Raw genomic sequence first — 24,015 nt, 5'->3', positions numbered from 1 at the left:
GCCTTCATGGACGGGCCGGTAGACCGTCTCTGACCCTCATGAGGTTGATCGAGTCCGGGCTGGGCCGGCGAGGAGGGTAGGGGATAGGCCCTGCCAAACAAAATTAATGGCGGCAAGGCCTATCAGGCGGCAGGCGCACATACCAGTGCGCCCTGAATTTCTGATCACGGAGCGATGACATTATCGCCATACGGTGGCGACCAGTGCCACCTGACACGTCCATCATATCGACGCCCCGCTGGCACCCAGTAACTACAAGCTGAGGACCGGCCGCGCCCCCGGGTTTCGGCATCCTGCTGGGCGCTGACGCCATCCAGCGCGGCCACCATTTTAGCCAGTGGAGCCTCGTAGTGGCTTTTGGTCTGGTAGGCATGCACCACTTGCCAGAGGGCCCAGTAGGCGTCAGGATCCAGACATCGGAGCATGGACAGGCTATTGTCCAGGACAACTTCGATCAGATCCTCATGATCGCTAAACCGGCATGGGAGCTTCCGCGCCTGGTCCTGGGCCAGAAGTACCTTGCCCACATCGTGGAACAGGCCGAGCAGAATGCCCGCATCCCGCTTGAGGGGGTGCATCTGGAGTTTCAGTCCCTGGATTCCTTCCGCTACCTCCAGGCTGTGCCTGAGCAAACCACCCGGTTCTGTATGGTGGCAGCGGTGCCCGGCGGGGAGCGTGAGGAACGCATGGGCGAAGTCTGGATCGGAAAATACGCATGCCAGGAAATCCCGATAGGCCTCGCAGGATAAACCTTCTCCCAGGGCGACCAGTCTGGGAAGGTCATCTGGGCTGGGGGCATGATGAGCCGGGAGCAGTTCAAGGCTGGAACGCGCCGGCATGGTCTCCGATTTCATGGGCAAGGCCACGGGCACCATGTTGAAGTGCCGGTCGAACTTGAACTGGATGGCCAGAAATGATTCCGTCGGCGGCTGGGGTAGCTTGCCACCCCAGTGTTCGGCGAATGCATAGACCCTGACGGAGCCGGTGAAGTCGTACATGTTGGCCGCACCATACAGTTCGCCGTTCTGCGCGAAGGATGTCTTGACGATTTCCAGCCCGAACTGCCCGGTGAACCTGGCGTCCACGTCCGTGTCCGGGTGCTGGAGCACCGGGATCAAGTCTTTCACTTTCATAGCCATGACCGTTTCTCCTCGCGTCTGAGCACCTCGTCCAGTTCCTGGACCAACTGGCTCATGATCGCGGTCCAGACTGCGGGGTCCAGTTGATCCACCTGCTGTTCAACCCAGTGCACCAGGGCTTCCCGGTTGTTGTCGCAGTCCGGGGCCCCGAGGGGCTGACACAGACCCACACCCTCGGGAATCTGAAAGGCGGTGTGGAGGGCGGAGGCCATTCTCAGCACCAGGCGGTCGGGTTGCTGTGGAAATGGCTTGGTGTGTTCAAGGTATGTCATTCCTGTGCCCTCCATGCGTGGTCGGTGAAACGGGACTTGAGCAGGCGGTCCATGGCGGACCCGTCCTGACGCGTGAGGTTGGGCACGTACCGGGAGTACGTGGTGAACAGCATCTTGGTGTTGGAATGGCCCATCTGGCGCGCGATCCACTCGGGGCTTTCGCCGGCGGCCAGCCACAGGGTCGCGGCGGTATGGCGGGTCTGGTAAGGATTGCGGCGCTTGAGGCCCGCCTTGGCCAATGTGGGATACCAGACCCGGTTATTGACGTTGCGGTAGGTCAGTGGATATCCGTAGCGGGTGCAGAACACATATTCGCTGCGCTCGGCGCTGGTCGCGTGTTGTTCCTGGAGCGCCTGATGGACGATGTCCGACATCTGGATCGCGCGATGAGACCCGTCAGTCTTTGGCGTGTCCTCTTCGCCTTCGACACGGGTTTCCATCACCATGATTTCCCGCCGCTCGAAGTCCACGTACTTCCACTTCAAGCCATCGACCTCGCTCGTGCGCATGCCGGTGAAAAAGCGCACCAACCAGTAGGGGCGCCACTCGGCAGGCACGGTTGCCAGGAACTGCTGAACCTCTTCGAGGGAAAAGGGATCGACCTGGGTGCGGGGGATCCGCAGTGGCTTGATTCCCTTGAAGGGCGTGTTAAAGTCGAATCGGTCGGCGGCTTCCTCCAGCAATTGTTCAAGCAGATTCATGATCTGGTTGATCCGAGAGGGTGAAAGGCCTTCCTCCTTTCCGCGGCGTACTTTGGCGAGTTCTGCGCGGAACTGGAGGATCTCGGGTTTGGAGATGTCGCTGACCTTTTTCTCTCCGAACTGCGGGTGCAGTTTCTTCTCCCAGATGTCGTGCAGCTTCTTGCGGTAGGAGCGCTTCCAGCGAAGGTCGTTTTCGGCGAACCAGGTTTCGGCGAATTCCTTGAGCTGCGGTGAGTCGGAAGTTTCCACATCTCCCTGGTGGGACCTCGTGCCACCATCGGTCTGCGGTTGCTGGAGCTGCTGGGCGCGCTTGCTGTTCGGGAAGAACTTGGAGTAGTCAAAAATCCCCGCCGCGATCTCGGCATCAATTCGCTTTGCAAGTTTCTCCAGTCGTTTCCGATTAACGCCCGTGTCGTCCAGGGCGGTCAATTCGCGACAGCGCTTGTTTTGGTAGCGGAAGTCAATGAAAAGCTTCCCGCTATCTGGGCGAGCTCGCACCTTAGCCATTGCACACCCCCCCGTTTGCCATGGGGATGCCCACGGGCTGGTCGCAGAACATGTCCTCCTCAATGTTTTCCCAGATGTAGAGCACCTTGCGCCCACCAAACGGCCGCACGTAGTGCCTGCCTTCATCCAGGTGTTTCGGTCGCAGCACGTTATTGATGTAACGGGGGTTGTAGCTGAGGCGCTTGGCCAGTTCTTCGGTCGTCAGGTACGTCATTTGCCACCTCCTTCGTATAGCGGCTATACATTCAACACTTATTGTATAGCCGCTATACGTATTGTCAAGTGGCTATACAGCTACACAAGCAAGGGGGGAGACGGTAGACTCAAGGTGGTCAAACAAGAGAACGAGGACGGGAGCCCCCTGTGGTGAAGCGCACACAGCAACGACAAGTGAACATACGACTAGACGACGAGACTCTTGCGTTGCTTGATGAATGCCGCGCTGAGCAGCGGACACCCCAGGGAAACATCCCTACTCGATCAGACGTCGTAAGGCAGGCCATAGAGAAATATCTCTCCGGCCTTGGCAAGTGCCCCCCGAAGCAGGGTTGACCGACCGTCTGCGTTTGTCTGCGGCGTGGTGGCGGCAGACTTACCGCCGACTTTGCATATCTCCATGTCTTTCAGTGCCCCAGTCCAAGTGATCCTGGTTTGTGACGCCGGGGATCGGAGCATGACGAGCAGTGCTCAGCGCACCGCAAAGGTCTCTCGTAACTGTTGTGAAAAAGCAGCCTGGCGGGGATTGCTTGGGCATGCCGTGTCGTGATGACCGAGAGTTACTCATGTATCCGTCGCCATTGCGGCCTCGTGCTGTGGTGCTTGGTGGTGACCTTCCGGGCAGCCCGATATGGGTGGTATTCAGGTACGGCACATGGTTATTTGGGGCAGGGGGTAGGGCCTTTATTATCCGGGCACAGTTTGGGCACGATTTGGGCACGGACTTTCCCCCCCGGTGCCTTGAGAGGTTTGGGATCTCTGACTGGGTAGCGTCGGAGCAGATGGTGCGTGATCTGAGGGAACACCATTTTTTATCAGTTAAATCAGTTCCTTGAATTTCATGTTGACACCCAATGGGCAGCCTGTATAATGCCCAACTCGAACACGACAGGCGCGTAGCTCAGCTGGTTAGAGCACTACCTTGACATGGTAGGGGTCGTTGGTTCGAGTCCAATCGCGCCTACCATATCGTTTTGAATACATACGAAAAGGCCCCTTCCTTGGTTGGAAGGGGCCTTTTCGTATGTGTCGAATCCGTTATCCTGATCCTGAAATCGGGCACGCCGAGGGTAGCGTCATGGACATTCATCAAACGAGCATCACCATCAATACCCGGGGCCGGGGGCAGTCGGAGATGACGGCAGCGGTGAATGATGTGCTGAGCACGTCGGGCTTGCAGGCCGGCATCTGCCAGATCTTCTGTCGTCATACCAGCGCCTCGCTGACCATCACGGAAAATGCTGATCCCACAGTGCTCAAGGATCTGGAGGGATACATGACCCGCACCGTGCCGGATGGTGACCCCAAGTATGCTCATGCCATGGAAGGGCCGGACGACATGTCGGCGCACATCCGCAGCATTCTCACGGGTGCAGGTCTTACGGTGCCATTCGGTCAGGGGCGGCTCATGCTTGGCACCTGGCAGGGGATCTTTCTCTGGGAACACCGCGCCCGTGGGCATGCTCGAGAGGTGGTGGTGACCTGTCTTGGGCGGTAGTGCTCGCATACTCCCTTGCTCGCTGGATAACTCCCACCCCAGGCTGAACATCATGTGACATGGCCCTTATTGTCCCCAGGAATTGACCCTATGACGACCTCATCTGCCCGCCGCAAACTTCCCATAGGTGTGCAGTCCTTCGCCGGAATCGTACGCGAGGGCTATTACTATGTGGACAAGACCCCGCACATCGACCACTTGATCGAGCAGGGAAAATACTATTTCCTCTCCCGCCCCCGCCGATTCGGCAAGAGCCTGCTGCTGGATACCCTCAAGGAACTCTTCGAGGCCAATGAGCCGCTGTTCCGGGGCCTGTACATTCATGATCGTTGGGACTGGCAGACCAGGCATCCTGTCATTCGGCTGAGCTTCGGCGATGGTGTCATGGATAGCCGCGAGGCCCTGGATGCCCGCATCCGTCACTTGCTGCGACTCAATCGGGAGAGACTGGGGGTGGAGGAGAGTGGAGCCCCGGATATCTCTGGAGAATTTTCCGACCTGATTCGCCTGGCGTATCGGCAGCATGGTGAGCGAGTGGCCGTCCTCATTGATGAATACGACAAGCCCATCCTGGACAATATCACCGAGCCGGACACCGCTCGCGAACTCAGGGAAGGCCTGAAGAACCTCTATTCCGTCCTCAAGGATGCTGACCCCCACCTGCGTTTCTGCCTGCTCACGGGGGTGTCCAAGTTCAGCAAGGTGAGCCTGTTCTCGGGGCTGAATAACCTGCGCGACATCACCCTCTCCAGTGATTACGGCCCCATCTGTGGCTACACCGACGAGGACGTGGACACCGTGTTTGCCCCGGAACTCCCCGGTCTGGATCGCCAGCAGATCCGCCAGTGGTACAACGGCTACCGCTGGGGCGATGAGCGCCAACCGTCGGTGTATAACCCCTTCGATGTCCTGCTGTTGTTCCAGGAACGGGAATTCCGCCCTTACTGGTTCGAGAGCGCCACCCCCAGTTTTCTGGTCAAGCTGCTGGCGGAAAGGGGCCTGTACACCCCACGCCTGGAAGCCATGGAGACCGAAGCAAGCCTGCTCGGGCGTTTCGACGTGGACGACATTGCCACCGAGGCCCTGTTGTTCCAGACCGGCTATCTCACCATCCATAAGGTGGAACAACCCATCACCGGCTACTGGCTGTATACCCTGGGTTATCCCAATCGGGAAGTGGAGTCCAGCCTCAACCAGGCCCTGCTGCCGGCCCTGGGTCTGCCCCGTTCAGGCCGGGAAACCCTCACCCTGTTCCGGGCCCTGCAGGCCCACGACCTCAAGGCCCTGGAAACCCATCTCAAATCCCTGTTCGCCAGCCTGCCCCACGACTGGTACCGCAACAACCCCATCGCCCAATACGAGGGGCACTATGCCAGCGTGTTCTACAGCCACCTGGCGGCGCTGGGGCTGCTGATCCGGGTGGAGGACTCCACCCATATGGGCCGGGTAGACATGGCCCTGGACTTCAATGGCCATGTCTACCTGTTCGAGTTCAAGGTGGTGGAACAGCTCCCGGAGGGCAGGGCGCTACAGCAGATCAAGGACAAGGGCTACGCCGACAAATACCAGGGCCAGGGCAAGGCCATCCACCTGATTGGGGTGGAATTCTCCAGCGAACAGCGCCAGATCGTGGCGTTTGAGGTGGAAACCCTGTGATCAAGCCCAGGAAATCCCCGTGGGAGCGGCCCCGGGCCGCGAAAAGCGGAGGGCACAGAGGGTTGAACTGCTTCACATTATGGAGATGTTGCAGTTGTTTCCCTTTTGAAACTGTGGAAAATAACTCTCGTCGCCAGTGAAGGCAGTCAAGGATGAAAGGCAGTGCTTCACGGAGGATCCAATGGATGGGTCATTGCCGAGCGACATGGGCCCCGCTACATGGAATGTGGTGGGGCCTTTCCATTTGGGTACATCATCCGGTGTCCCATGGAGACTGTGCCAGGCCCAACCACCACGGGTGGCCTGCAAGGGGGTAAACTCACGGTCATGTGACAAGGCCCTTGTTGTCCCCAGGAATTGACCCTATGACGACCTCATCTGCCCGCCGCAAACTCCCTATAGGTGTGCAGTCCTTCACCGGAATCATACGCGAAGGCTATTACTATGTGGACAAGACCCCGTACATCGACCACTTGATCGAGCAGGGAAAATACTATTTTCTCTCCCGCCCCCGCCGCTTCGGCAAGAGCCTGCTGCTGGATACCCTCAAGGAACTCTTCGAGGCCAATGAGCCGCTGTTCCGGGGCCTGTACATCCATGATCGTTGGGACTGGCAGACCAGGCATCCTGTCATTCGGCTGAGTTTCGGCGATGGTGTCATGGATAGCCGCGAGGCCCTGGATGCCCGCATCCGTCACCTGCTGCGACTCAATCGGGAGAGACTGGGGGTGGAGGAGAGTGGAGCCCCGGATATCTCTGGAGAATTTTCCGACCTGATTCGCCTGGCGTATCGGCAGCACGGCGAGCGAGTGGTCGTCCTCATTGACGAATACGACAAGCCCATCCTGGACAATATCACCGAGCCGGACACCGCCCGCCAACTCAGGGAGGGCCTGAAGAATCTCTATTCCGTCCTCAAGGACGCTGACCCCCACCTGCGTTTCTGCCTGCTTACGGGGGTGTCCAAGTTCAGCAAGGTGAGTCTGTTTTCCGGGCTCAACAACCTCAACGACATCACCCTGGATAAACCCTACGCCCCGATCTGTGGCTATACCGACGAAGACCTGGATACTGTCTTCGCCCCGGAGCTGCCTGGATTGGATCGCCAGCAGATCAAGGATTGGTACAACGGCTATCGTTGGGGAGATGAGACGACTGCCGCAGTCTACAACCCCTTCGACGTCCTGCTGTTGTTCCAGAAACGAGAATTCCGCCCTTACTGGTTCGAGAGCGCCACACCCAGTTTTCTGGTCAAGCTGCTGGCGGAACGGGGCCTGTACACCCCACGCCTGGAAGCCATGGAGACCGAAGCAAGCCTGCTCGGGCGCTTCGACGTGGACGACATCGCCACCGAGGCCCTGTTGTTCCAGACCGGCTATCTCACCATCCACAAGGTGGAACAACCCATCACCGGCTACTGGCTGTACACCCTGGGTTATCCCAACCGGGAAGTGGAGTCCAGCCTCAACCAGGCCCTGCTGCCGGCCCTGGGTCTGCCGCGTTCAGGCCGGGAAACCCTCACCCTGTTCCGGGCCCTGCAGGCCCACGACCTCAAGGCCCTGGAAACCCATCTCAAATCCCTGTTCGCCAGCCTGCCCCACGACTGGTACCGCAACAACCCCATCGCTCAATATGAAGGGCATTATGCCAGCGTGTTCTACAGCCACCTGGCGGCGCTGGGGCTGCTGATCCGGGTGGAGGACTCCACCCACATGGGCCGGGTAGACATGGCCCTGGACTTCAATGGCCATGTCTACCTGTTCGAGTTCAAGGTGGTGGAACAACTCCCGGAGGGCAGGGCGCTACAGCAGCTCAAGGACAAGGGCTACGCCGACAAATACCAGGGCCAGGGCAAGGTCATCCACCTGATTGGGGTGGAATTCTCCAGCGAACAGCGCCAGATCGTGGCGTTTGATGTGGAAACCCTGTGATCAAGCCCCCAAAACACATCTATGGCCCCAAAGTGTCCACATCGAATGCCACGATCTGCCGCTGTTCGCTCGAAAACTCCACGCCGACCAGGTGAATGGGCTTGCCTGAGGCACGATACTTGTCGGCATAGCCTTTGTCCTTGATTTGCTCCAAGGCTCTGCCTTCGGGCAGTTGCTCCACCACCTTGAACTCAAAGACATAGATGTGACCGCCGAAATAGACGGTCATGTCCACGCGCCCATGGTGGCTGGCATCTTCCACCGTGACCTGGACGCCCAGTGCGGCGAAGTGGCTGTAGAACACGCTGGCATAATGCCCCTCGTATTGGGCAATAGGGTTGTTGCGATACCAGTCGTGGGGCAGGCCAGCGTAGAGGGCCTTCATGTGGGCCTCAAGGCCCGCCATGTCGGCGGCCTTCAGCAGGCGCGGCAACCGGATGACCAGTTCATCAAAGACCGCGTCACTGAGTCCCAGCGTGGGCAGCAGGGCCTCGTTGAGGCTGATCTCCACCTCCTGGTTGGGGAGGCCCAGTTCGTAGAGTGGTCGGTTGGGCACCTCTTTATGAATGTTCTTGAGGGTGAGGTAGCCTGTCTGAAACAGCAGGGCCTCGGTGGCGATGTCATCCACGTCGAAACGGCTGAGCAGCGCCGGCCGACTGTGCCATGCGGTGAGTGCAGGGGTGAAGACGCCGCGCTCCTTGAGTAGATCGACAAGAAAGGTCGGCGTGGCGCTCTCGAACCAGTAGGGGCCGAGTTCACGTTTCTGGAACAGCAGCAGCACGTCAAAGGGGTTGTAAACGGACGTGACCTCCTGCCCACCCCAGCGATAGCCGTTGTACCATCGGCGGATGGATTCGCGGTCAAGGCCAGGCAGCTCCCGGGCAAACACCGTATCGATGTCCCCGTCGGTATAGCCGCAGAGGGTGCTGAAGGGGGCATCCAGGGTAATGTCGTTGAGGTTATTCAGCCCCGAGAACAGGCTGACCTTGCTGAACTTGGATACCCCCGTGAGCAGTACGAAATGCAGATGGGGATCAGCGTCCTTGAGCACGCTGTAGAGATTCTTGAGGCCCTCGCGCAGTTCGCGGGCGCGTTCGGGGTCGCGAATATTGTCCAGGATGGGCTTGTCGTATTCATCGATCAGGACCACGGCACCCTGGCCATAGCGGGCGTGAGCCTGACGGATCAGTGATGAAAACTCACCGGAGATGATCGCGGCCGGTGGTTGGGTGAGTTCCAGCCTTTCACGTTGAGTTTTCAGTTGGTGCCAGATGTGGGCATCCAGTTCCTCACGGGTTTGGACCACGCCATCGGCAAAGCTGATGCGGATGACCGGGTGGGTTTTCCGCCAGTCCCACTTATCATGGATGTACAGCCCTTCGAACAGGGCCTTTCGGCCTTCGAACAGGCAACTCAAGGTATCCAGCAGCAGGCTCTTGCCGAATCGGCGGGGGCGGGAGAGGAAGTAGTACCCCCCGATCTTCGCCATGGAGTGGATCAGGGGGGTCTTGTCCACGTAGTAGTAGTGGCCCTCGCGCAGCTTGCTAAAAGACTGGATGCCAATGGGCAGTATCCGGCGTTCGGCGGCGGTCACGGTGGCCTCCAGGGCAAAAAAATTCTAATTAGGTAGGAGGTTAGCACACCTCCACAACCGGCAAAGGGGCTGCCCTGAATGTGGGAGCAGCCCTTGGCCGCGAAAGCGGAGGGCACAGAGAGTTGAACTGCTTCACATTATGAAACTGCTGCAGTTGTTTCACTTTTGAAACTGTGGAAAATAATCCTCGTCGCCAGTGAAGGCAGTCAAGGATGAAAGGCAGTGCTTCACGGAGGATCCAACGGATGGGTCATTGCCGAGCGACATGGGCCCCGCTACATGGAATGTGGTGGGGCCTTTCCATTTTTGGGTACATCATCCGGTGCCCCATGGAGACTGAGCCAGGCCCAACCACCACGGGTGGCCTGCAAGGGGGTAAACTCACGGTCATGTGACAAGGCCCTTGTTGTCCCCAGGAATTGACCCTATGACGACCTCATCTGCCCGCCGCAAACTTCCCATAGGTGTGCAGTCCTTCGCCGGAATCATACGCGAAGGCTATTACTATGTGGACAAGACCCCGTACATCGACCACTTGATCGAGCAGGGAAAATACTATTTTCTCTCCCGCCCCCGCCGCTTCGGCAAGAGCCTGCTGCTGGATACCCTCAAGGAACTCTTCGAGGCCAATGAGCCGCTGTTTAGGGGCCTGTACATCCATGATCGTTGGGATTGGCAGACCAGGCATCCTGTCATCAGGCTGGGCTTCGGCGATGGAGTGATGAGCAGTCGTGCGGCTCTGGATGAGCGGATTCAGGAAATGCTTCGGGAGGAGGCCGCTCGTCTTGGGGTTTGCCTCAGGAATAACAGTATTGCCGGACGCTTCGGGGAACTGATACGTCGCACCCATGAACACCACGGCGAGCGTGTGGTCGTCCTCATTGACGAATACGACAAGCCCATCCTGGACAATATCACCGAGCCGGACACCGCTCGCGAACTCAGGGAAGGCCTGAAGAACCTCTATTCCGTCCTCAAGGATGCTGACCCCCACCTGCGTTTCTGCCTGCTTACGGGGGTGTCCAAGTTCAGCAAGGTGAGCCTGTTCTCGGGGCTGAATAACCTGCGCGACATCACCCTCTCCAGTGATTACGGCCCCATCTGCGGCTACACCGACGAGGACGTGGACACCGTGTTTGCCCCAGAACTCCCCGGTCTGGATCGCCAGCAGATCCGCCAGTGGTACAACGGCTACCGCTGGGGCGATGAGCGCCAACCGTCGGTGTATAACCCCTTCGATGTCCTGCTGTTGTTCCAGGAACGGGAATTCCGCCCTTACTGGTTCGAGAGCGCCACCCCCAGTTTTCTGGTCAAGCTGCTGGCGGAAAGGGGCCTGTACACCCCACGCCTGGAAGCCATGGAGACCGAAGCAAGCCTGCTCGGGCGTTTCGACGTGGACGACATTGCCACCGAGGCCCTGTTGTTCCAGACCGGCTATCTCACCATCCACAAGGTGGAACAACCCATCACCGGCTACTGGCTGTACACGCTGGGTTATCCCAACCGGGAAGTGGAGTCCAGCCTCAACCAGGCCCTGCTGCCGGCCCTGGGCCTGCCCCGTTCAGGCCGGGAAACCCTCACCCTGTTCCGGGCCCTGCAGGCCCACGACCTCAAGGCCCTGGAAACCCATCTCAAATCCCTGTTCGCCAGCCTGCCCCACGACTGGTACCGCAACAACCCCATCGCCCAATACGAGGGGCACTATGCCAGCGTGTTCTACAGCCACCTGGCGGCGCTGGGGCTGCTGATCCGGGTGGAGGACTCCACCCACATGGGCCGGGTAGACATGGCCCTGGACTTCAATGGCCACATTTATCTGTTCGAGTTCAAGGTGGTGGAACAGCTCCCGGAGGGCAGGGCGCTACAGCAGATCAAGGACAAGGGCTACGCCGACAAATACCAGGGCCAGGGCAAGGCCATCCACCTGATTGGGGTGGAATTCTCCAGCGAACAGCGCCAGATCGTGGCGTTTGAGGTGGAAACCCTGTGATCAAGTCCAGCCCCCCCATGGGAGCGGCCCTTGGCCGCGAAAATCGGAGGGCACAGAGGGTTGAACTGCTTCACATTATGGAGATGTTGCAGTTGTTTCCCTTTTGAAACTGTGGAAAATAACTCTCGTCGCCAGTGAAGGCAGTCAAGGATGAAAGGCAGTGCTTCACGGAGGATCCAATGGATGGGTCATTGCCGAGCGACATGGGCCCCGCTACATGGAATGTGGTGGGGCCTTTCCATTTGGGTACATCATCCGGTGTCCCATGGAGACTGTGCCAGGCCCAACCACCACGGGTGGCCTGCAAGGGGGTAAACTCACGGTCATGTGACATGGCCCTTGTTGTCCCCAGGAATTGACCCTATGACGACCTCATCTGCCCGCCGCAAACTTCCCGTAGGCATACAAGGGTTCGCCAAGATCCGCACGGGTGGCTATTACTACGTCGATAAAACCCCCTGGCTGCACCAACTCACCCAGGAGGGTAGTTATTACTTCCTCTCCCGCCCCCGCCGATTCGGCAAGAGCCTGCTACTGGACACCCTCAAGGAACTCTTCGAGGCCAATGAGCCGCTGTTCCGGGGCCTGTACATCCATGATCGTTGGGACTGGCAGACCAGGCATCCTGTCATCAGGCTGGGCTTCGGCGATGGGGTGATGAGCAGTCGTGCGGCTCTGGATGAGCGGATTCAGGAAATGCTTCGGGAGGCGGCCGCTCGTCTTGGGGTTTGCCTCAGGAATAACAGTATCGCCGGACGCTTCGGGGAACTGATACGTCGCACCCATGAACACCATGGCGAGCGTGTGGTCGTCCTCATTGATGAATACGACAAGCCCATCCTGGACAATATCACCGAGCCGGACACCGCCCGCCAACTCAGGGAAGGCCTGAAGAATCTCTATTCCGTCCTCAAGGACGCTGACCCCCACCTGCGTTTCTGCCTGCTTACGGGGGTGTCCAAGTTCAGCAAGGTGAGTCTGTTTTCCGGGCTCAACAACCTCAACGACATCACCCTGGATAAACCCTACGCCCCGATCTGTGGCTATACCGACGAAGACCTGGATACTGTCTTCGCCCCGGAGCTGCCTGGATTGGATCGCCAGCAGATCCGCCAGTGGTACAACGGCTATCGTTGGGGAGATGAGACCACCCAGGCGGTCTACAATCCCTTCGACGTCCTGCTGTTGTTCCAGAAACGAGAATTCCGCCCTTACTGGTTCGAGAGCGCCACCCCCAGTTTTCTGGTCAATCTGCTGGCGGAAAGGGGCCTGTACACCCCACGCCTGGAAGCCATGGAAACCGAAGCAAGCCTGCTCGGGCGTTTCGACGTGGACGACATCGCCACCGAGGCCCTGTTGTTCCAGACCGGCTATCTCACCATCCACAAGGTGGAACAACCCATCACCGGCTACTGGCTGTACACCCTGGGTTATCCCAACCGGGAAGTGGAATCCAGCCTCAACCAGGCCCTGCTGCCGGCCCTGGGTCTGCCGCGTTCAGGCCGGGAAACCCTCACCCTGTTCCGGGCCCTGCAGGCCCACGACCTCAAGGCCCTGGAAACCCATCTCAAATCCCTGTTCGCCAGCCTGCCCCACGACTGGTACCGCAACAACCCCATCGCCCAATACGAGGGCCACTATGCCAGCGTGTTCTACAGTCACCTGGCGGCGCTGGGGCTGCTGATCCGGGTGGAGGACTCCACCCACATGGGCCGGGTGGACATGGCCCTGGACTTCAATGGCCACATTTATCTGTTCGAGTTCAAGGTGGTGGAACAGCTCCCGGAGGGCAGGGCGCTACAGCAGATCAAGGACAAGGGCTACGCCGACAAATACCAGGGCCAGGGCAAGGTCATCCACCTGATTGGGGTGGAATTCTCCAGCGAACAGCGCCAGATCGTGGCGTTTGAGGTGGAAACCCTGTGATCAAGTCCAGAACCCCCCCGTGGGAGCGGCCCTTGGCCGCGAAAATCGGAGGGCATAGAGGGTTGAACTGCTTCACGATGCAACAGAAAGGTCCCGCCCGAACATATCTCGAGCAGTCCGGATACCCCGCAGATACCGACACTGTCTTCGCGCCGCCAGATCCACCAGGCTCGCTGGTGCCCCGATCGCCGATCCAAAAGAATGGAACAGATCGAAAGCGTGCGCGATAAAGGCCTCAGTTCCCATTCCCAGGCGCTGCAGCAGCTTGGGTGTGCCTTCCGGTATGCGTCCCCGTTTGGTGGGGTGAACGCAGCGGCCCAGGGTCTGCGTCAGTTCCACATAATCCGGCCATGAGAAGGGGATACCCGCCTCGAATCGCCCCGTGCCGTCAAAAGGCATCAGCGGAGCCGGCTGCAACGCACGCAGCACACTCTCCTCACGCAGGACCTCGTTATTGAAGATGCCACTGATGATGGCCGGGTTCATGGGGGCGTTCGTATTGGCTTTGTGAAGGAGGGGAGGGGGGGCATCCTCGCGCTCGGGCGGCGCATCACCCACCCGGGTGGCCATGCTCTCTTCCTGAGGTTGACTCAACCTGCGGCCGATGGCGGTGTACGTGCTGTCCTCCAGGCCTTCACACACCCCTGCCCGAATCGGATTCAAATCCACATAGCTCATGGCGGCCAGCAACGCCTGCTCGTCCAGCAGTGCCTGACTCTTGAAACGCCCCTCCCAGAACCGCCCCCGCACCTTGTCCTCCGCGTTGGCACGGCGAGCAATGGACTCGTTCAAGACCCGCATGAACCAGGAAAGATCATGCAACCGGCCGCGGTACTCGTCGGCATATTCTTCGGCACGAGCCACCTCCGCCGCTGAAAGCGTCTCCCGGGCATCCGAAAGATAGCGCTGCACCACCTCCGGGCCGCTGAACAGGCGCGTCCAGCGGGACAGCACCTCCCGGTCATTCCAGTGCCTCGACCGCTGGGCATCCACCCGCAATACCAGGTGGTAGTGGTTGCTCATGACCGCGTAGGCGGCCACATCGATGGCAAACACGGAAGCCAGCCCCAGGGCGCGGTCCTCTATCCACCCGCGTCGGTGCTCATAGTCGTTGCCGGTGACCGAATCCTGCCCACAGAGAAACGCCCGCCGCACGCAGCGGGACACCACGTGATACCAGGGCGTGTCATCAAGGCAGATTTGCGAGGCGCGGGGTTGGGTCATGGGGTGAGCTTAGTGGGATGGTGGGTGGGAGTCAATAACAAAGTGGGTGTCCTATAGTGAGGCGGCCAACAACCAGCTGGCGGCCACGCGGCCCGCCCAAATGATTTTCACCCGCAGCCAACCGACTGACCACGCATCCGAAAATGGGAAAGACGGGCAGGATTCCAGGCACCGGCTAGCTGATACCATACGAAAGCTATCGACTAGACATTGGTCTGCCAGAGGGCTTCCGTCCTATACTGCAGCCATGCCTCGCTTCTTCAACAATGCCGGTCCCACGGTTCCCGCTGACCACTATGCCATTGATCCCTTGAGTCGCATCGACTGGGAGGATCTGCAGGCGCTGATCGAGCAGAAGCGGTATTTTGTCCTCCATGCCCCGCGCCAGACGGGCAAGACCACCACGCTGCTGGCGATGATGGAGGCGATCAATGCGCAGGGTCGTTACGCCTGTGCGTATGCCAATATCGAGGGCGCCCAGGCGGCGCGTGGGAACGAGGAAAAAGGTATTCCGACCGTGTGCGCAGCCATTGCGGGCGCCATCCGGCACTACCTGAAAGATAAAACGGTATTCTCCTGGTTCAACCAGCATCGTGAACAGCCACCTCAGGACCAGCTCAAACAGATGCTGGAACACTGGAGCACCCGTAGTGAGCGCCCCACAGTGCTCTTTCTGGACGAAGTGGACGCCCTGGTGGGCGACACGCTGATCTCGCTGTTGCGCCAGATCCGCGCCGGCTACCCACAACGACCGGATGCCTTCCCCCAGAGCATCGTGCTGTGCGGCGTGCGCGACGTGCGGGATTATCGCCTGCACCAGGAAGGGGCCCAGGTGATCACCGGCGGCAGTGCCTTCAACATCAAGGCCGAGTCGCTGCGCATGGGCAACTTTATCGAAGACGAATGCCGGTCTCTCTGGCAGCAGCACACCGACGAGACAGGTCAGGCCTTTGATCCGGCCATCTTCCCGGAGCTATGGGAAGACACCCGTGGCCAGCCCTGGCTGGTGAACGCCCTGGGCTATGAACTCACCTGGCGCTTCAAGCCCGCCCGCGACCGCAGTCGGCCATTGTCCCTGGAGGACTACCGGGCCGCCCGGGAGGCCCTGATCCAGTCCCGAACCACGCACCTGGACCAGCTAACCGACAAACTGCGTGAACCCCGTGTGCAGGGGGTGATGCGTGCCCTGCTGTCGGGTCAGGACGAGGACCTGCAGGACATCAGTCCTGACGATCAGCAGTACGTGGAGGATCTGGGTCTGATCGAGACCCGGCCCCAGGTACGCATCAGCAACCGGATCTATCGAGAGGTGATCCCCAGGGACCTCACCTGGATCATGCAGACCCGCATCCCCAACCAGGAGCAGGGCTGGTACGTCACCCCAAAGGGGCACCTGGACATGCCGAAGTTGCTGCGTGCCTTCCAGCAGTTCTTCCGCGAACAGGCCGATGCCTGGCTGGAGCGCTTTGACTACAAGGAGGCGGGCCCGCAGTTGCTGATGCAGGCGTTCTTGCAGCGTATCGTCAATGGCGGTGGCCGCATCAGCCGGGAATATGGTCTGGGCCGCAAGCGCACGGATCTGTTCATTGAATGGCCGACCGACCCGGCCAGGGGTTTTCATGGGCCGATGCAGCGTATTGTCATCGAACTCAAGCTGCAGCGCGGCGCCCTGGAGGGGGTCATCAGCCAGGGTCTGGTCCAGACGGCATCGTATGCCAGTCAGGTGGGGGCCGATGAGGCCCACCTGGTGATCTTCAACCGAGATTCTAAGGTGACCTGGGAAGAGCGCATCTGGGAGACGGAGCGGACCGTGGAAGGGCGATGCATCCGGGTGTGGGGCACTTGAGGGGGCCTGCCCGCGAATGGGTATGGCACCGGGTTCAGGCTTCGTACACACCGCCTTGCGCCGCCGAGGGCGGCTCCCACGGGGGGGGGCAGGGGCGGTCACCACCACTGACCGCCCACCCTGTCAGTGCTTGTCCAGCAACGCTTCCAGACTATCGGCGGACAGGATCTTGACGACCCACTCATCCAATTGCTCATCGCTGGCCTGGCTCAGGCGTTCATCGGCCCAGGCGGGCAGTTCGCCAAACTTCAAGGCAATTTGCTTACGCAGGGTATCCGCAACACCCAGGTTGTGGCCCTGCTGAATACCCTGCTCAATCCCTTTCTCAATCCCCAACCGCTCCGCCGTATTGATGTAAGGCATACGCTTTTCCTCCTCAATGGCATAGACCACTTCCAGAAAACCCCGTTCCAGCTCCCTGGGCAGCTGGATCATCCAGTCGATGATGTGGAACAGCCGCTGAATCTGAACCCGACTGTAACCCCGCTCATACAGCAGACGAATCAAGCCCACCTTGGCCCGCTGACGCGCCTCACCATCATCCAGACGCTTGGCCTTGATCTGTGCCATCACCACCAGGGCGAAGACATTCTCGCTGACCTCCAGATCCGCCCAGCGCGCCTCCCAGTCGATCAACTTGGTCATGGGGAACGCAAAGCTCAACTCACACCCCCAGCGGGAGTACCTAAAGGAGTCCGGCCGAAAACCCGGACTGGTGTCCGCCAGCACCGCCAGGCTCACTACATCCACCCCGTACCGGTCCCGCAAGCGGTACTGATAAGTATACATCCGCTGGGCAAACCCATCCTCCGGCTCACCCTGCACCTCCACATGAATCAACACCCAGGTCTCGCCCCCATCCCGGGCATGCACCTTGATCAGCTTGTCCGCATGGCGCCGGCCGCTGCTGGCATCCGCCGTGATCTGCTGCAACTCCTTGTCCATGGGGCTGTACCCCTGCAACCAGTCCACCTCCCCATGGATCGCCGGGAACAACAGCTGCACAAACTCCTGAAAATAGGATTCCAGGGCATCCTTCCAGGGGCTGTCGTGATCGGTACGCCGGGGACTGTCTTGATCGCTCATGAGTCACTCCTTTGACAAAGCATCATTTTCTACCAAAGCCACCGCCGATGGAATGGAAGCCGAGGGCACTGATACCGTACGAAAGCTATCGCCTCGTGTATGAGATCGATGACGAAACCGTGTGGGTGTTGGCCCTGGTACATACCGCCCGGCGGTGGCCGCCATCTCGGGAATAGTGCTCGCCTGCTGCGGGATATGGCGGGCCCACGATTGAGGGGAGCAGGGGGCTCAAGCCTTTGTGCACACCGCCTTTCGCCGCCGGGGGCAGCTCCCACGGTTGCCTTTTTTTGCAGGGTCATTCCAGGGCTTGACTGCTCGACTGACTCTTAGCCGAAGAAATAGCGCATGCCCCCCAGGATAAGGGTGGTATGGGCCAGCAGGGCGCCCAGGGTCCATTTGATGGTGTCCACCTTGTGGCGCCCCATCTCGGCTTTGAGATTGCCCTCCATCTGCCTCAGCTCGGCCCTGAGATTGTCCTCGATCTGCTTCATCTCGGTTCTGGGATTGCCTTCCATCTGCCGGGTTTCGGCCCGCAACTGCTCGATCTCTTTCTGGAGATCCCCCCGCAGCTGCTCAATCTCCTTCTGCAACCGCAGTTCAGTTTCCCGTAGCGACGCATTGGTGGCCAGATCGTTCACGGCCGGGAAACGGCGTTCCACATGCTCGATGGCTTCCACGATCAGGCGCGCCCGGGTCTTCTCGTCCGGGGCGCTGCTGATTTGCTCGTAGAGTTCGATTACGGAGGTCATGGGGAAATTATCGCACCACGGGGGTGGGGGCGCCAGACGGGAAAGGTGGCAATACCTTGCCATCATTCCGGCAACGCACTACCGAAACAACCTCTTGCAATCCGGAATTTCAACCAAAGAGATGACGCCAGTAGGCGTATTATCGGCCTGAGACGAGCCTCTGTTAATCCGTAAAGTATATAATAATCATAAAGTTAAAAACTTTTGCATTCTGAGGCAGGGTTACTGGCACGCCCATTGCTTTAAGTGCGTCAAGCGCCGTTCTGGGTCGCGGGATCGCATTCCCCGTGTTCCTAACCAGGCATGGGGTCTGGTGTGTAGCGCACGGTAGTTTGCCGCTTAACCGCTTCGGGAGTCTTAACCATGGCACAGGTCATCAACACGAATATCGCCTCGTTGAATGCTCAGCGAAACCTCAACACCAGCCAGGGCCAGCTGCAGCAGGCCCTTGAACGGCTATCCTCCGGATTGCGCATCAACAGCGCCAAGGACGATGCCGCCGGACTGTCCATCGCCGAGCGCTTCACCTCACAGATCAACGGGGTCAATCAGGCAGGACGTAATGCCAACGACGGCATCTCGTTTGCCCAGACGGCCGAAGGGGCTCTAGGCGAGCTTGGCAATATTACCCAGCGCATCCGCGAACTGGCCGTGCAGTCCGCAAACGACACCAACTCCGCCGCCGATCGTCGCGCCCTGGATCAAGAGGTTCAGCAGCTGATCAAGGAAGCCAATCGCATTGCCTCTACCACGCAGTTTAATGGTGGTAATGTGCTGGATGGATCGAGGCTTGAATTGTTTTTCCAGGTGGGTGCAAATCAAGGGCAGACCATTGAAGTGGATGGTGTGGATGCACGGGGTTCCAAATTGGGTGCTTCGGTTAGGGAAGCGGTGCCGCTGGGCGCTGTAACCGACGAACTTGGTATCTTTGCTGACGGCACTGCTGGGAATCTCGACGGAATTGTGTTGACAGGTGCGACTGGCGCGGCAGCAGCTGTTACTTCCGGTGCCGCTGCCGAATTTTCACTCACCAATCTCGATGGGGAAGGCAGCACAAAGTTTACCTGGGTCGACGCAAGTAAAGAGCCAGATCTGAACCAAGGCGAATTCCACTCCTCCGAAGATCTGATCAATGCGATTAACCGAGCTTCTGAGAAGACTGGGATACAGGCGATCGGTAATGAGCGAGTGGAAGTGAATCTAGGGGGATTTACGGCTGCCGCTGACAGATTAACTATCAATGATGTCGCCTTCACTCTGTCGACGAGCGGTGGGGGCGGCATTTCGACTCTTGACGATCTGGTAACTGCCATCAATAGTCGCCAAGCACAAACTGATGGAGTTATCGCCACCAAGAACGATGATGATGAGCTAATTTTAACTTCAAGAGCCAGTGTACCGATTAACTTAATCACTGACTCCGGGGGTAATTTCAGTGGATTGGCGAACGCCACTGACGCACGTTTCGAAGCCGGATTCACCCTGCTGGGCGACTTCGATTCGCGAATCTCCTTCGGTGACGGTAGTGAGGACTTTGTTGTTAATAACCTGGGCTTTGATCCAACCGATGACGGTGGCCTTTCACAAAGAACACTCTCCGAAATGTCCGTAGCAACCAGGGAAGATGCATCCAACGCAATTACCACGGCTGACTATGTGCTCGGACAGGTGAATGGCCTGCGCTCAGTACTTGGCGCAGTTCAGAATCGGTTTGAGACAACGATTTCCAACCTGGCGATTACTGGCGAGAATCTCGATGCCTCCCGCTCCCGTATCCAGGACGCGGACTTCGCAGCGGAAACGGCAGCCCTCACCCGAGGGCAGATCCTGCAGCAGGCTGGCACCTCGGTACTTGCTCAGGCCAATCAGTTACCACAGAGTGTGTTGCAGTTGCTGCAGTAGTGTTTTTGAATTCTTGCTGACCTCTAGATTTTGCAGCCGGGTGGAGCTAGCCTTTACCCGGCTGCTGTCTATTAACCTTTATCCCTGTTTAATATTCTCGATTTTGGTGATCCGGAATTTTATCTTTTTTACTGCTCGTCCAGTTTTTTATTATATTGAGGCGGGGCCTAAGGTTTTGTCGAGCTGCATTCTTTATGTGGGCTGAAGTCACCCTCTTCTGCATAGGTGACTTCATTGAAAGAGCCAACGATCCACGTTAGATGGCTTCTTGGTAATGAGGTTGGCTCGAGATGAAATACTGCCATCCTATCGATGATCGTATCAGGCTTGATCAGTCTCTCAATGACTTTATATCTCTCGCGATAAGCATAATCGTCAAAGAGAATGGTTGTGGGCTTTTCGACCCGTAAGAGCGCCGTTAAGAAACAAGCAACCCGGAACCTTCCGTCAATTAATATTACATCAGGGTGTTCGAAGTAGGGTTGATCCCATATTTCCAAAGGATAGCGGTGGAACGCCGTCCAGTTGGAGTCGTTTAGTGGCTTAGCCCACTTGCCAGTCTCGCCGATATTTACCCTGTGAACTATAGGGTTTGAGGCTGGTTCTTGTGTATTAATGCGGTGCTCGAGATTCTGAGCCCAAGCTAAATCATTTTCGACTGAGAAAATGCGCTTGTTTTCCAATTTTGATGCAAACACTGTCGACTCACCACTTCCGTACTCTAGAATGACTCTGGATTTACGGTAATAATCGCTTATTAAGTCACTTGCTTCTCGGCTGAAGCCCGGAAGTGTTTCTGTTGTCGCGCCGGCTAGATTTGGATGTTGCGAATCTAGGCGCTCTCTATCCCCATTGGGCTGTAATATGTTAGCGCTGAATTCGTTATGTATGGTTGGTGTTAGGTCTTTATGCAGATGTTCAAGTAGTAGCCATGATGCATTTTGGCATTTACGTTTTTGCTGCGTCCTGTCTGGACTTTTACTATATTCGTGGTAGATTCCAACTTTGGGGCTGTAAATCTGAGTTGTTCGGCCAAGGCCCATCTTGATCAGACGATACGAGATGTCGAAGCCACCATGGCCAAAGAAAATATAGTCACCCCAGCCTCCAGCGTCAAAAAAGTTAGTCTTCTTGAAGCTTACGTTGCCTTCAAGTATTGGAGGTGCATAAGACTCTTGGTTCCCAAGATGATAGTGTTGAGGTATGCTTCCTTTCCTTGGCTGGCATATTCCCCGGACGCAGGCGATTGCCTTGCGCGAATGCAATTCGATATGTCCTGCAACGAATCCCTCCATTGGTTGGCCGTCATCGTCCACAAAGATTAAAATAGATCCTTGGGTGAAGATGGCACCTATATTTCTCGCTAGATACGCGCCGGAATTGTAGCGCAAAGTGATTAATGTATTGATGTATTTTTTGATTTCCGGTGGCGTGCTTATGTTGAGGCCGTTTATAACAAGGATGATGTCAAGACTTTTATTTCCTTGTCTTCTGAGTTCTTTTGCCGTGTCAATGGTTTCGGGTTTTATATTGTTTGTGATGATCACGGCGCTTGCGGCAGGCTTATCGACAGATCTGATGTTTTCTACTGAGCTCAGCCAATAAGAGTAAAGCGAAAACCTGCTTTGCCAGCCTGCAATACTGAGCTTCTCAAGCAGGTCTGTAGCAAGCGTTTTTTCTATTGAGTGAGGGCTTGATTGTTGTAAGGCATGTACGAGAACGAAGAACGCAGTGTTGTTTCTAGGGTCAGTTGAGATTGCTTTTTCACAATTGCAGATGATTTCGTCGATTGTGCTCGAAGTCTGATTCGAGAATGTGGTAATCATTCCAATGATTAGTTTCGCTTTAATGGGATCAACAATATTGGATAGTATGCCTTGGTTAGTTATGCAAGAAAGTTGATACCCTTTACCGTTTGCTGGGTTTTCGGGCAATAGGGGGATTTTGTGATGTTTATTAAAATTGATGGCTGCTAGTGCTTTCCCGCTTGTCCATTGCCTGAACATTACGCGGAAAGCCTCATCTATATTGGCGGACATTTGCAAATGATTGCCCAGCGCTGAATCCTTGCAGCATTGCCGTAACTCCAGCCTCAACCGACTTAGATCATCTAACTGTGAAGACTGCTCGACAGCCAGCCCCACATACCCCTCAAAATCCCCCACAACCCAATCACCCAAACCCACATTCGTGATATGACTAGCCGCATGCCGCCCTGCAAAAGTCGGGCCGGGATGTGTGATCACAGGCACGCCCATGTAAAGGGCTTCTACTGTGCTCAAGCCGCCGGAGTAGGGCCAAGGGTCCAGGGCAATGTCGATCCGGTGATAGGATTTCAGGAGTTCGTCATGAGGCGATTCCGGCTCCAATGTAATCCGCTCTGGGTCTGTGCCGGCCTCAGTGAACATCTTCAGGTAGTGATCCCTTACCGTCGGATCACCATATCGCTTGTCCTTCAGCAGAAGTCGGCTTCCCGGAACCTGGGTCAGGATATCCGCCCACACGCGCGCGATGGTGGGGTTGATCTTGTACGCATTATTAAAGCACCCAAAGGTCACATACCCATTGGTCAACGCGGGTAGTTCGTTCACTTCCGGCATATACGGCGGCGGGGTATAGGTCACATACCCACCCGGGAGTCGCACCAAGGCCTCGGTATAGTTGGCCTCGGCGCCTTCCGGCGTCTCCACCCAATCACTTAGCAGATAGTCCATGTTCGGCACGGCTGAGGTGTTGAACAGCCCGCCTACCCATTTCACCTGAACCGGGGCGGCCCGGGCGGCCACCACGGGGATGGCGGAGTGTTCGCTGTGGCCGGCCATGTCTACGAGTACATCCAGTTCATCGTCCAAAAGGCGCTTGAATAGCGCCTCTGTGGTCCACCCGAAGACCGACAGCCACTGGTCGGCGAATTCGCGCATCTGAGGAACCAGTTGGTCCTTCTCGGATGGCGGGTGCGTGCTGTACAGGTACACCTCGGTGTCGAAATAGTTCGCCAACACGCTGAGGCTGCCAAAGCTGAGCCAGCCGGCAGGGTGGGCACGAAAGCCGTTGGAGATAAAGCCAACCCTTAACGGGCGGCCCTCCATGGGGCGACGCTGAAATTCGCGGGTGCGGCCATAAAGGCGGGCGCAGGTTTCGAACCACTCCTTGTGCAACGACAGGAGCTCCTCGGCGGTCATGTCGGGCAGGTAATGGGCCTGCAACAGCACATTGGAGCGAATGACCAGGTTGTTGGGGTCCAGGGCCGTGGCCAGGCGCAACTGCCGCAGGCCATCCTCCTGATATCCCAGGTCGAAGAGGCAGTAGGCGTAATCGTTGAGCAGGGCGGCGGTGGGCTGTTGCGACACCAGGTTCTTGAAGATGGGCAACGCTTCGCCGCGACGGTTGGCGCGGCAAAGCTGGCGCGCGAGCAGCAGTTCCAGGGCGAATCGGTTATCGGTGTTCTTGAGGGCCCGCTGCAGCAGCTTGACGGCCTCTTCCCATTCCCTGTTGGATTCCATCAGGCCTACATGGTGCGCCACCACCGGCGCGATGTTGAGCCCTCCCTTGGCGATGGCACGCTCCGAAGTCTGGCGGGCCTGCTCGGTGCGCCCCTGAGCCTGATGGTAGCGGGACAGCGCACACAGCAGCACAGGATGATTGGGAAAACGGCGCAAACCCTGGGTGCACTGACGCTCTACGGCCTGCATGTCGCCGGCCTTGAGGGCGTTTTCAATGCTCTGGATGGCCTTATTTAGCTGGTTTTTCGCGTTCACGGGGTGTCCATGCCTGTTTC

The 24,015-nt window shown here is 57.9% G+C and carries 18 protein-coding genes and 1 tRNA gene; 10 read left to right on the top strand and 9 right to left on the bottom strand.

Going from position 1 to position 24,015, the window contains the following annotated elements; genetic code table 11:
* Window positions 1-164 precede the first annotated feature (164 nt).
* Genes ECTOBSL9_RS13685 through ECTOBSL9_RS13670 form a run of 4 tightly spaced genes read right to left on the bottom strand, consistent with a single transcriptional unit; the run spans window position 165 to window position 2,833 of the window.
* Window positions 165-1,133 carry a hypothetical protein gene (locus tag ECTOBSL9_RS13685; RefSeq protein WP_063465508.1) on the bottom strand — a complete coding sequence of 323 codons (969 nt, stop codon included), beginning with the start codon at window positions 1,131-1,133 and terminating at the stop codon, window positions 165-167.
* Complete coding sequence (locus tag ECTOBSL9_RS13680) at window positions 1,130-1,411, bottom strand: hypothetical protein (protein WP_063465507.1); 282 nt, start codon at window positions 1,409-1,411, stop codon at window positions 1,130-1,132. Before ECTOBSL9_RS13680 ends, ECTOBSL9_RS13685 begins: the two co-directional genes overlap by 4 nt.
* Window positions 1,408-2,619, bottom strand: coding sequence for an Arm DNA-binding domain-containing protein (locus ECTOBSL9_RS13675; RefSeq protein WP_082829943.1), 1,212 nt, complete (start codon window positions 2,617-2,619; stop codon window positions 1,408-1,410). The genes ECTOBSL9_RS13680 and ECTOBSL9_RS13675 overlap by 4 nt, the downstream gene beginning before the upstream one ends.
* Window positions 2,612-2,833, bottom strand: a complete 222-nt coding sequence (locus ECTOBSL9_RS13670) for a hypothetical protein (RefSeq protein WP_063465506.1) — start codon at window positions 2,831-2,833, stop codon at window positions 2,612-2,614. The genes ECTOBSL9_RS13675 and ECTOBSL9_RS13670 overlap by 8 nt, the downstream gene beginning before the upstream one ends.
* 149 nt (window positions 2,834-2,982) lie before the next feature.
* Between ECTOBSL9_RS13670 and ECTOBSL9_RS16700 the strand changes: the two genes are divergently transcribed.
* The 5 genes from ECTOBSL9_RS16700 (at window position 2,983) to ECTOBSL9_RS13650 (ending at window position 7,920) form a co-directional block, all read left to right on the top strand.
* A complete protein-coding gene (locus ECTOBSL9_RS16700) occupies window positions 2,983-3,171 on the top strand; it encodes a ribbon-helix-helix domain-containing protein (protein WP_371258981.1) in 189 nt (62 codons plus the stop codon).
* A gap of 554 nt (window positions 3,172-3,725) precedes the next feature.
* Window positions 3,726-3,802 (top strand) — tRNA-Val (locus tag ECTOBSL9_RS13665).
* Between the two features lie 111 nt (window positions 3,803-3,913).
* Window positions 3,914-4,333 carry a secondary thiamine-phosphate synthase enzyme YjbQ gene (locus tag ECTOBSL9_RS13660; protein WP_063465505.1) on the top strand — a complete coding sequence of 140 codons (420 nt, stop codon included), beginning with the start codon at window positions 3,914-3,916 and terminating at the stop codon, window positions 4,331-4,333.
* Window positions 4,334-4,423: 90 nt separating this feature from the next.
* Window positions 4,424-5,989, top strand: a complete 1,566-nt coding sequence (locus tag ECTOBSL9_RS13655; RefSeq protein WP_063465504.1) for an ATP-binding protein — start codon at window positions 4,424-4,426, stop codon at window positions 5,987-5,989.
* A 365-nt stretch (window positions 5,990-6,354) separates the two neighbouring features.
* A complete protein-coding gene (locus ECTOBSL9_RS13650; protein ID WP_063465503.1) occupies window positions 6,355-7,920 on the top strand; it encodes an ATP-binding protein in 1,566 nt (521 codons plus the stop codon).
* Window positions 7,921-7,939: 19 nt separating this feature from the next.
* Here the strand turns inward: ECTOBSL9_RS13650 and ECTOBSL9_RS13645 are convergent, their stop codons facing one another.
* Window positions 7,940-9,514 (bottom strand): ATP-binding protein, encoded by a 1,575-nt coding sequence (locus ECTOBSL9_RS13645; protein ID WP_063465502.1) that lies wholly within the window; start codon window positions 9,512-9,514, stop codon window positions 7,940-7,942.
* 427 nt (window positions 9,515-9,941) lie between these two features.
* Between ECTOBSL9_RS13645 and ECTOBSL9_RS13640 the strand changes: the two genes are divergently transcribed.
* Entirely contained in the window at window positions 9,942-11,504 is a 1,563-nt protein-coding gene (locus tag ECTOBSL9_RS13640; RefSeq protein ID WP_063465501.1) for an ATP-binding protein, read from the top strand.
* A gap of 363 nt (window positions 11,505-11,867) precedes the next feature.
* Window positions 11,868-13,430 (top strand): ATP-binding protein, encoded by a 1,563-nt coding sequence (locus ECTOBSL9_RS13635; RefSeq protein ID WP_063465500.1) that lies wholly within the window; start codon window positions 11,868-11,870, stop codon window positions 13,428-13,430.
* Window positions 13,431-13,502: 72 nt separating this feature from the next.
* On the opposite strand, the gene ECTOBSL9_RS13630 is transcribed toward ECTOBSL9_RS13635, so the two are convergent.
* Window positions 13,503-14,654 carry a transposase gene (locus ECTOBSL9_RS13630; RefSeq protein WP_063465499.1) on the bottom strand — a complete coding sequence of 384 codons (1,152 nt, stop codon included), beginning with the start codon at window positions 14,652-14,654 and terminating at the stop codon, window positions 13,503-13,505.
* Window positions 14,655-14,901: 247 nt separating this feature from the next.
* On the opposite strand from ECTOBSL9_RS13630, the gene ECTOBSL9_RS13625 reads away from it, so the two are divergent.
* The gene (locus tag ECTOBSL9_RS13625) at window positions 14,902-16,500 is read left to right on the top strand and encodes an AAA family ATPase (RefSeq protein WP_063465498.1); all 1,599 of its coding nucleotides are present in this window, start codon (window positions 14,902-14,904) and stop codon (window positions 16,498-16,500) included.
* Between the two features lie 123 nt (window positions 16,501-16,623).
* Here the strand turns inward: ECTOBSL9_RS13625 and ECTOBSL9_RS13620 are convergent, their stop codons facing one another.
* Window positions 16,624-17,586 carry a hypothetical protein gene (locus ECTOBSL9_RS13620; RefSeq protein WP_063465497.1) on the bottom strand — a complete coding sequence of 321 codons (963 nt, stop codon included), beginning with the start codon at window positions 17,584-17,586 and terminating at the stop codon, window positions 16,624-16,626.
* A gap of 47 nt (window positions 17,587-17,633) precedes the next feature.
* Between ECTOBSL9_RS13620 and ECTOBSL9_RS17050 the strand changes: the two genes are divergently transcribed.
* On the top strand, window positions 17,634-17,762 hold the full coding sequence (locus ECTOBSL9_RS17050; protein ID WP_156500135.1) for a type II toxin-antitoxin system RelE/ParE family toxin: 129 nt from the start codon (window positions 17,634-17,636) through the stop codon (window positions 17,760-17,762).
* A gap of 150 nt (window positions 17,763-17,912) precedes the next feature.
* Here the strand turns inward: ECTOBSL9_RS17050 and ECTOBSL9_RS13615 are convergent, their stop codons facing one another.
* Entirely contained in the window at window positions 17,913-18,335 is a 423-nt protein-coding gene (locus ECTOBSL9_RS13615) for a coiled-coil domain-containing protein (RefSeq protein WP_063465496.1), read from the bottom strand.
* Window positions 18,336-18,698: 363 nt separating this feature from the next.
* Here ECTOBSL9_RS13615 and ECTOBSL9_RS13610 point away from each other — a divergent pair, with 363 nt between their 5' ends.
* Window positions 18,699-20,237, top strand: coding sequence for a flagellin (locus tag ECTOBSL9_RS13610; RefSeq protein WP_063465495.1), 1,539 nt, complete (start codon window positions 18,699-18,701; stop codon window positions 20,235-20,237).
* A 167-nt stretch (window positions 20,238-20,404) separates the two neighbouring features.
* On the opposite strand, the gene ECTOBSL9_RS13605 is transcribed toward ECTOBSL9_RS13610, so the two are convergent.
* The gene (locus ECTOBSL9_RS13605; protein WP_063465494.1) at window positions 20,405-23,995 is read right to left on the bottom strand and encodes a glycosyltransferase; all 3,591 of its coding nucleotides are present in this window, start codon (window positions 23,993-23,995) and stop codon (window positions 20,405-20,407) included.
* Between the last annotated feature and the right edge of the window lie 20 nt (window positions 23,996-24,015).

Source organism: Ectothiorhodospira sp. BSL-9, from assembly GCF_001632845.1.
Lineage (GTDB): Bacteria > Pseudomonadota > Gammaproteobacteria > Ectothiorhodospirales > Ectothiorhodospiraceae > Ectothiorhodospira.
Note: the sequence above shows the minus strand (reverse complement) of the source record. Positions and strands in the feature narration are given on the sequence as shown.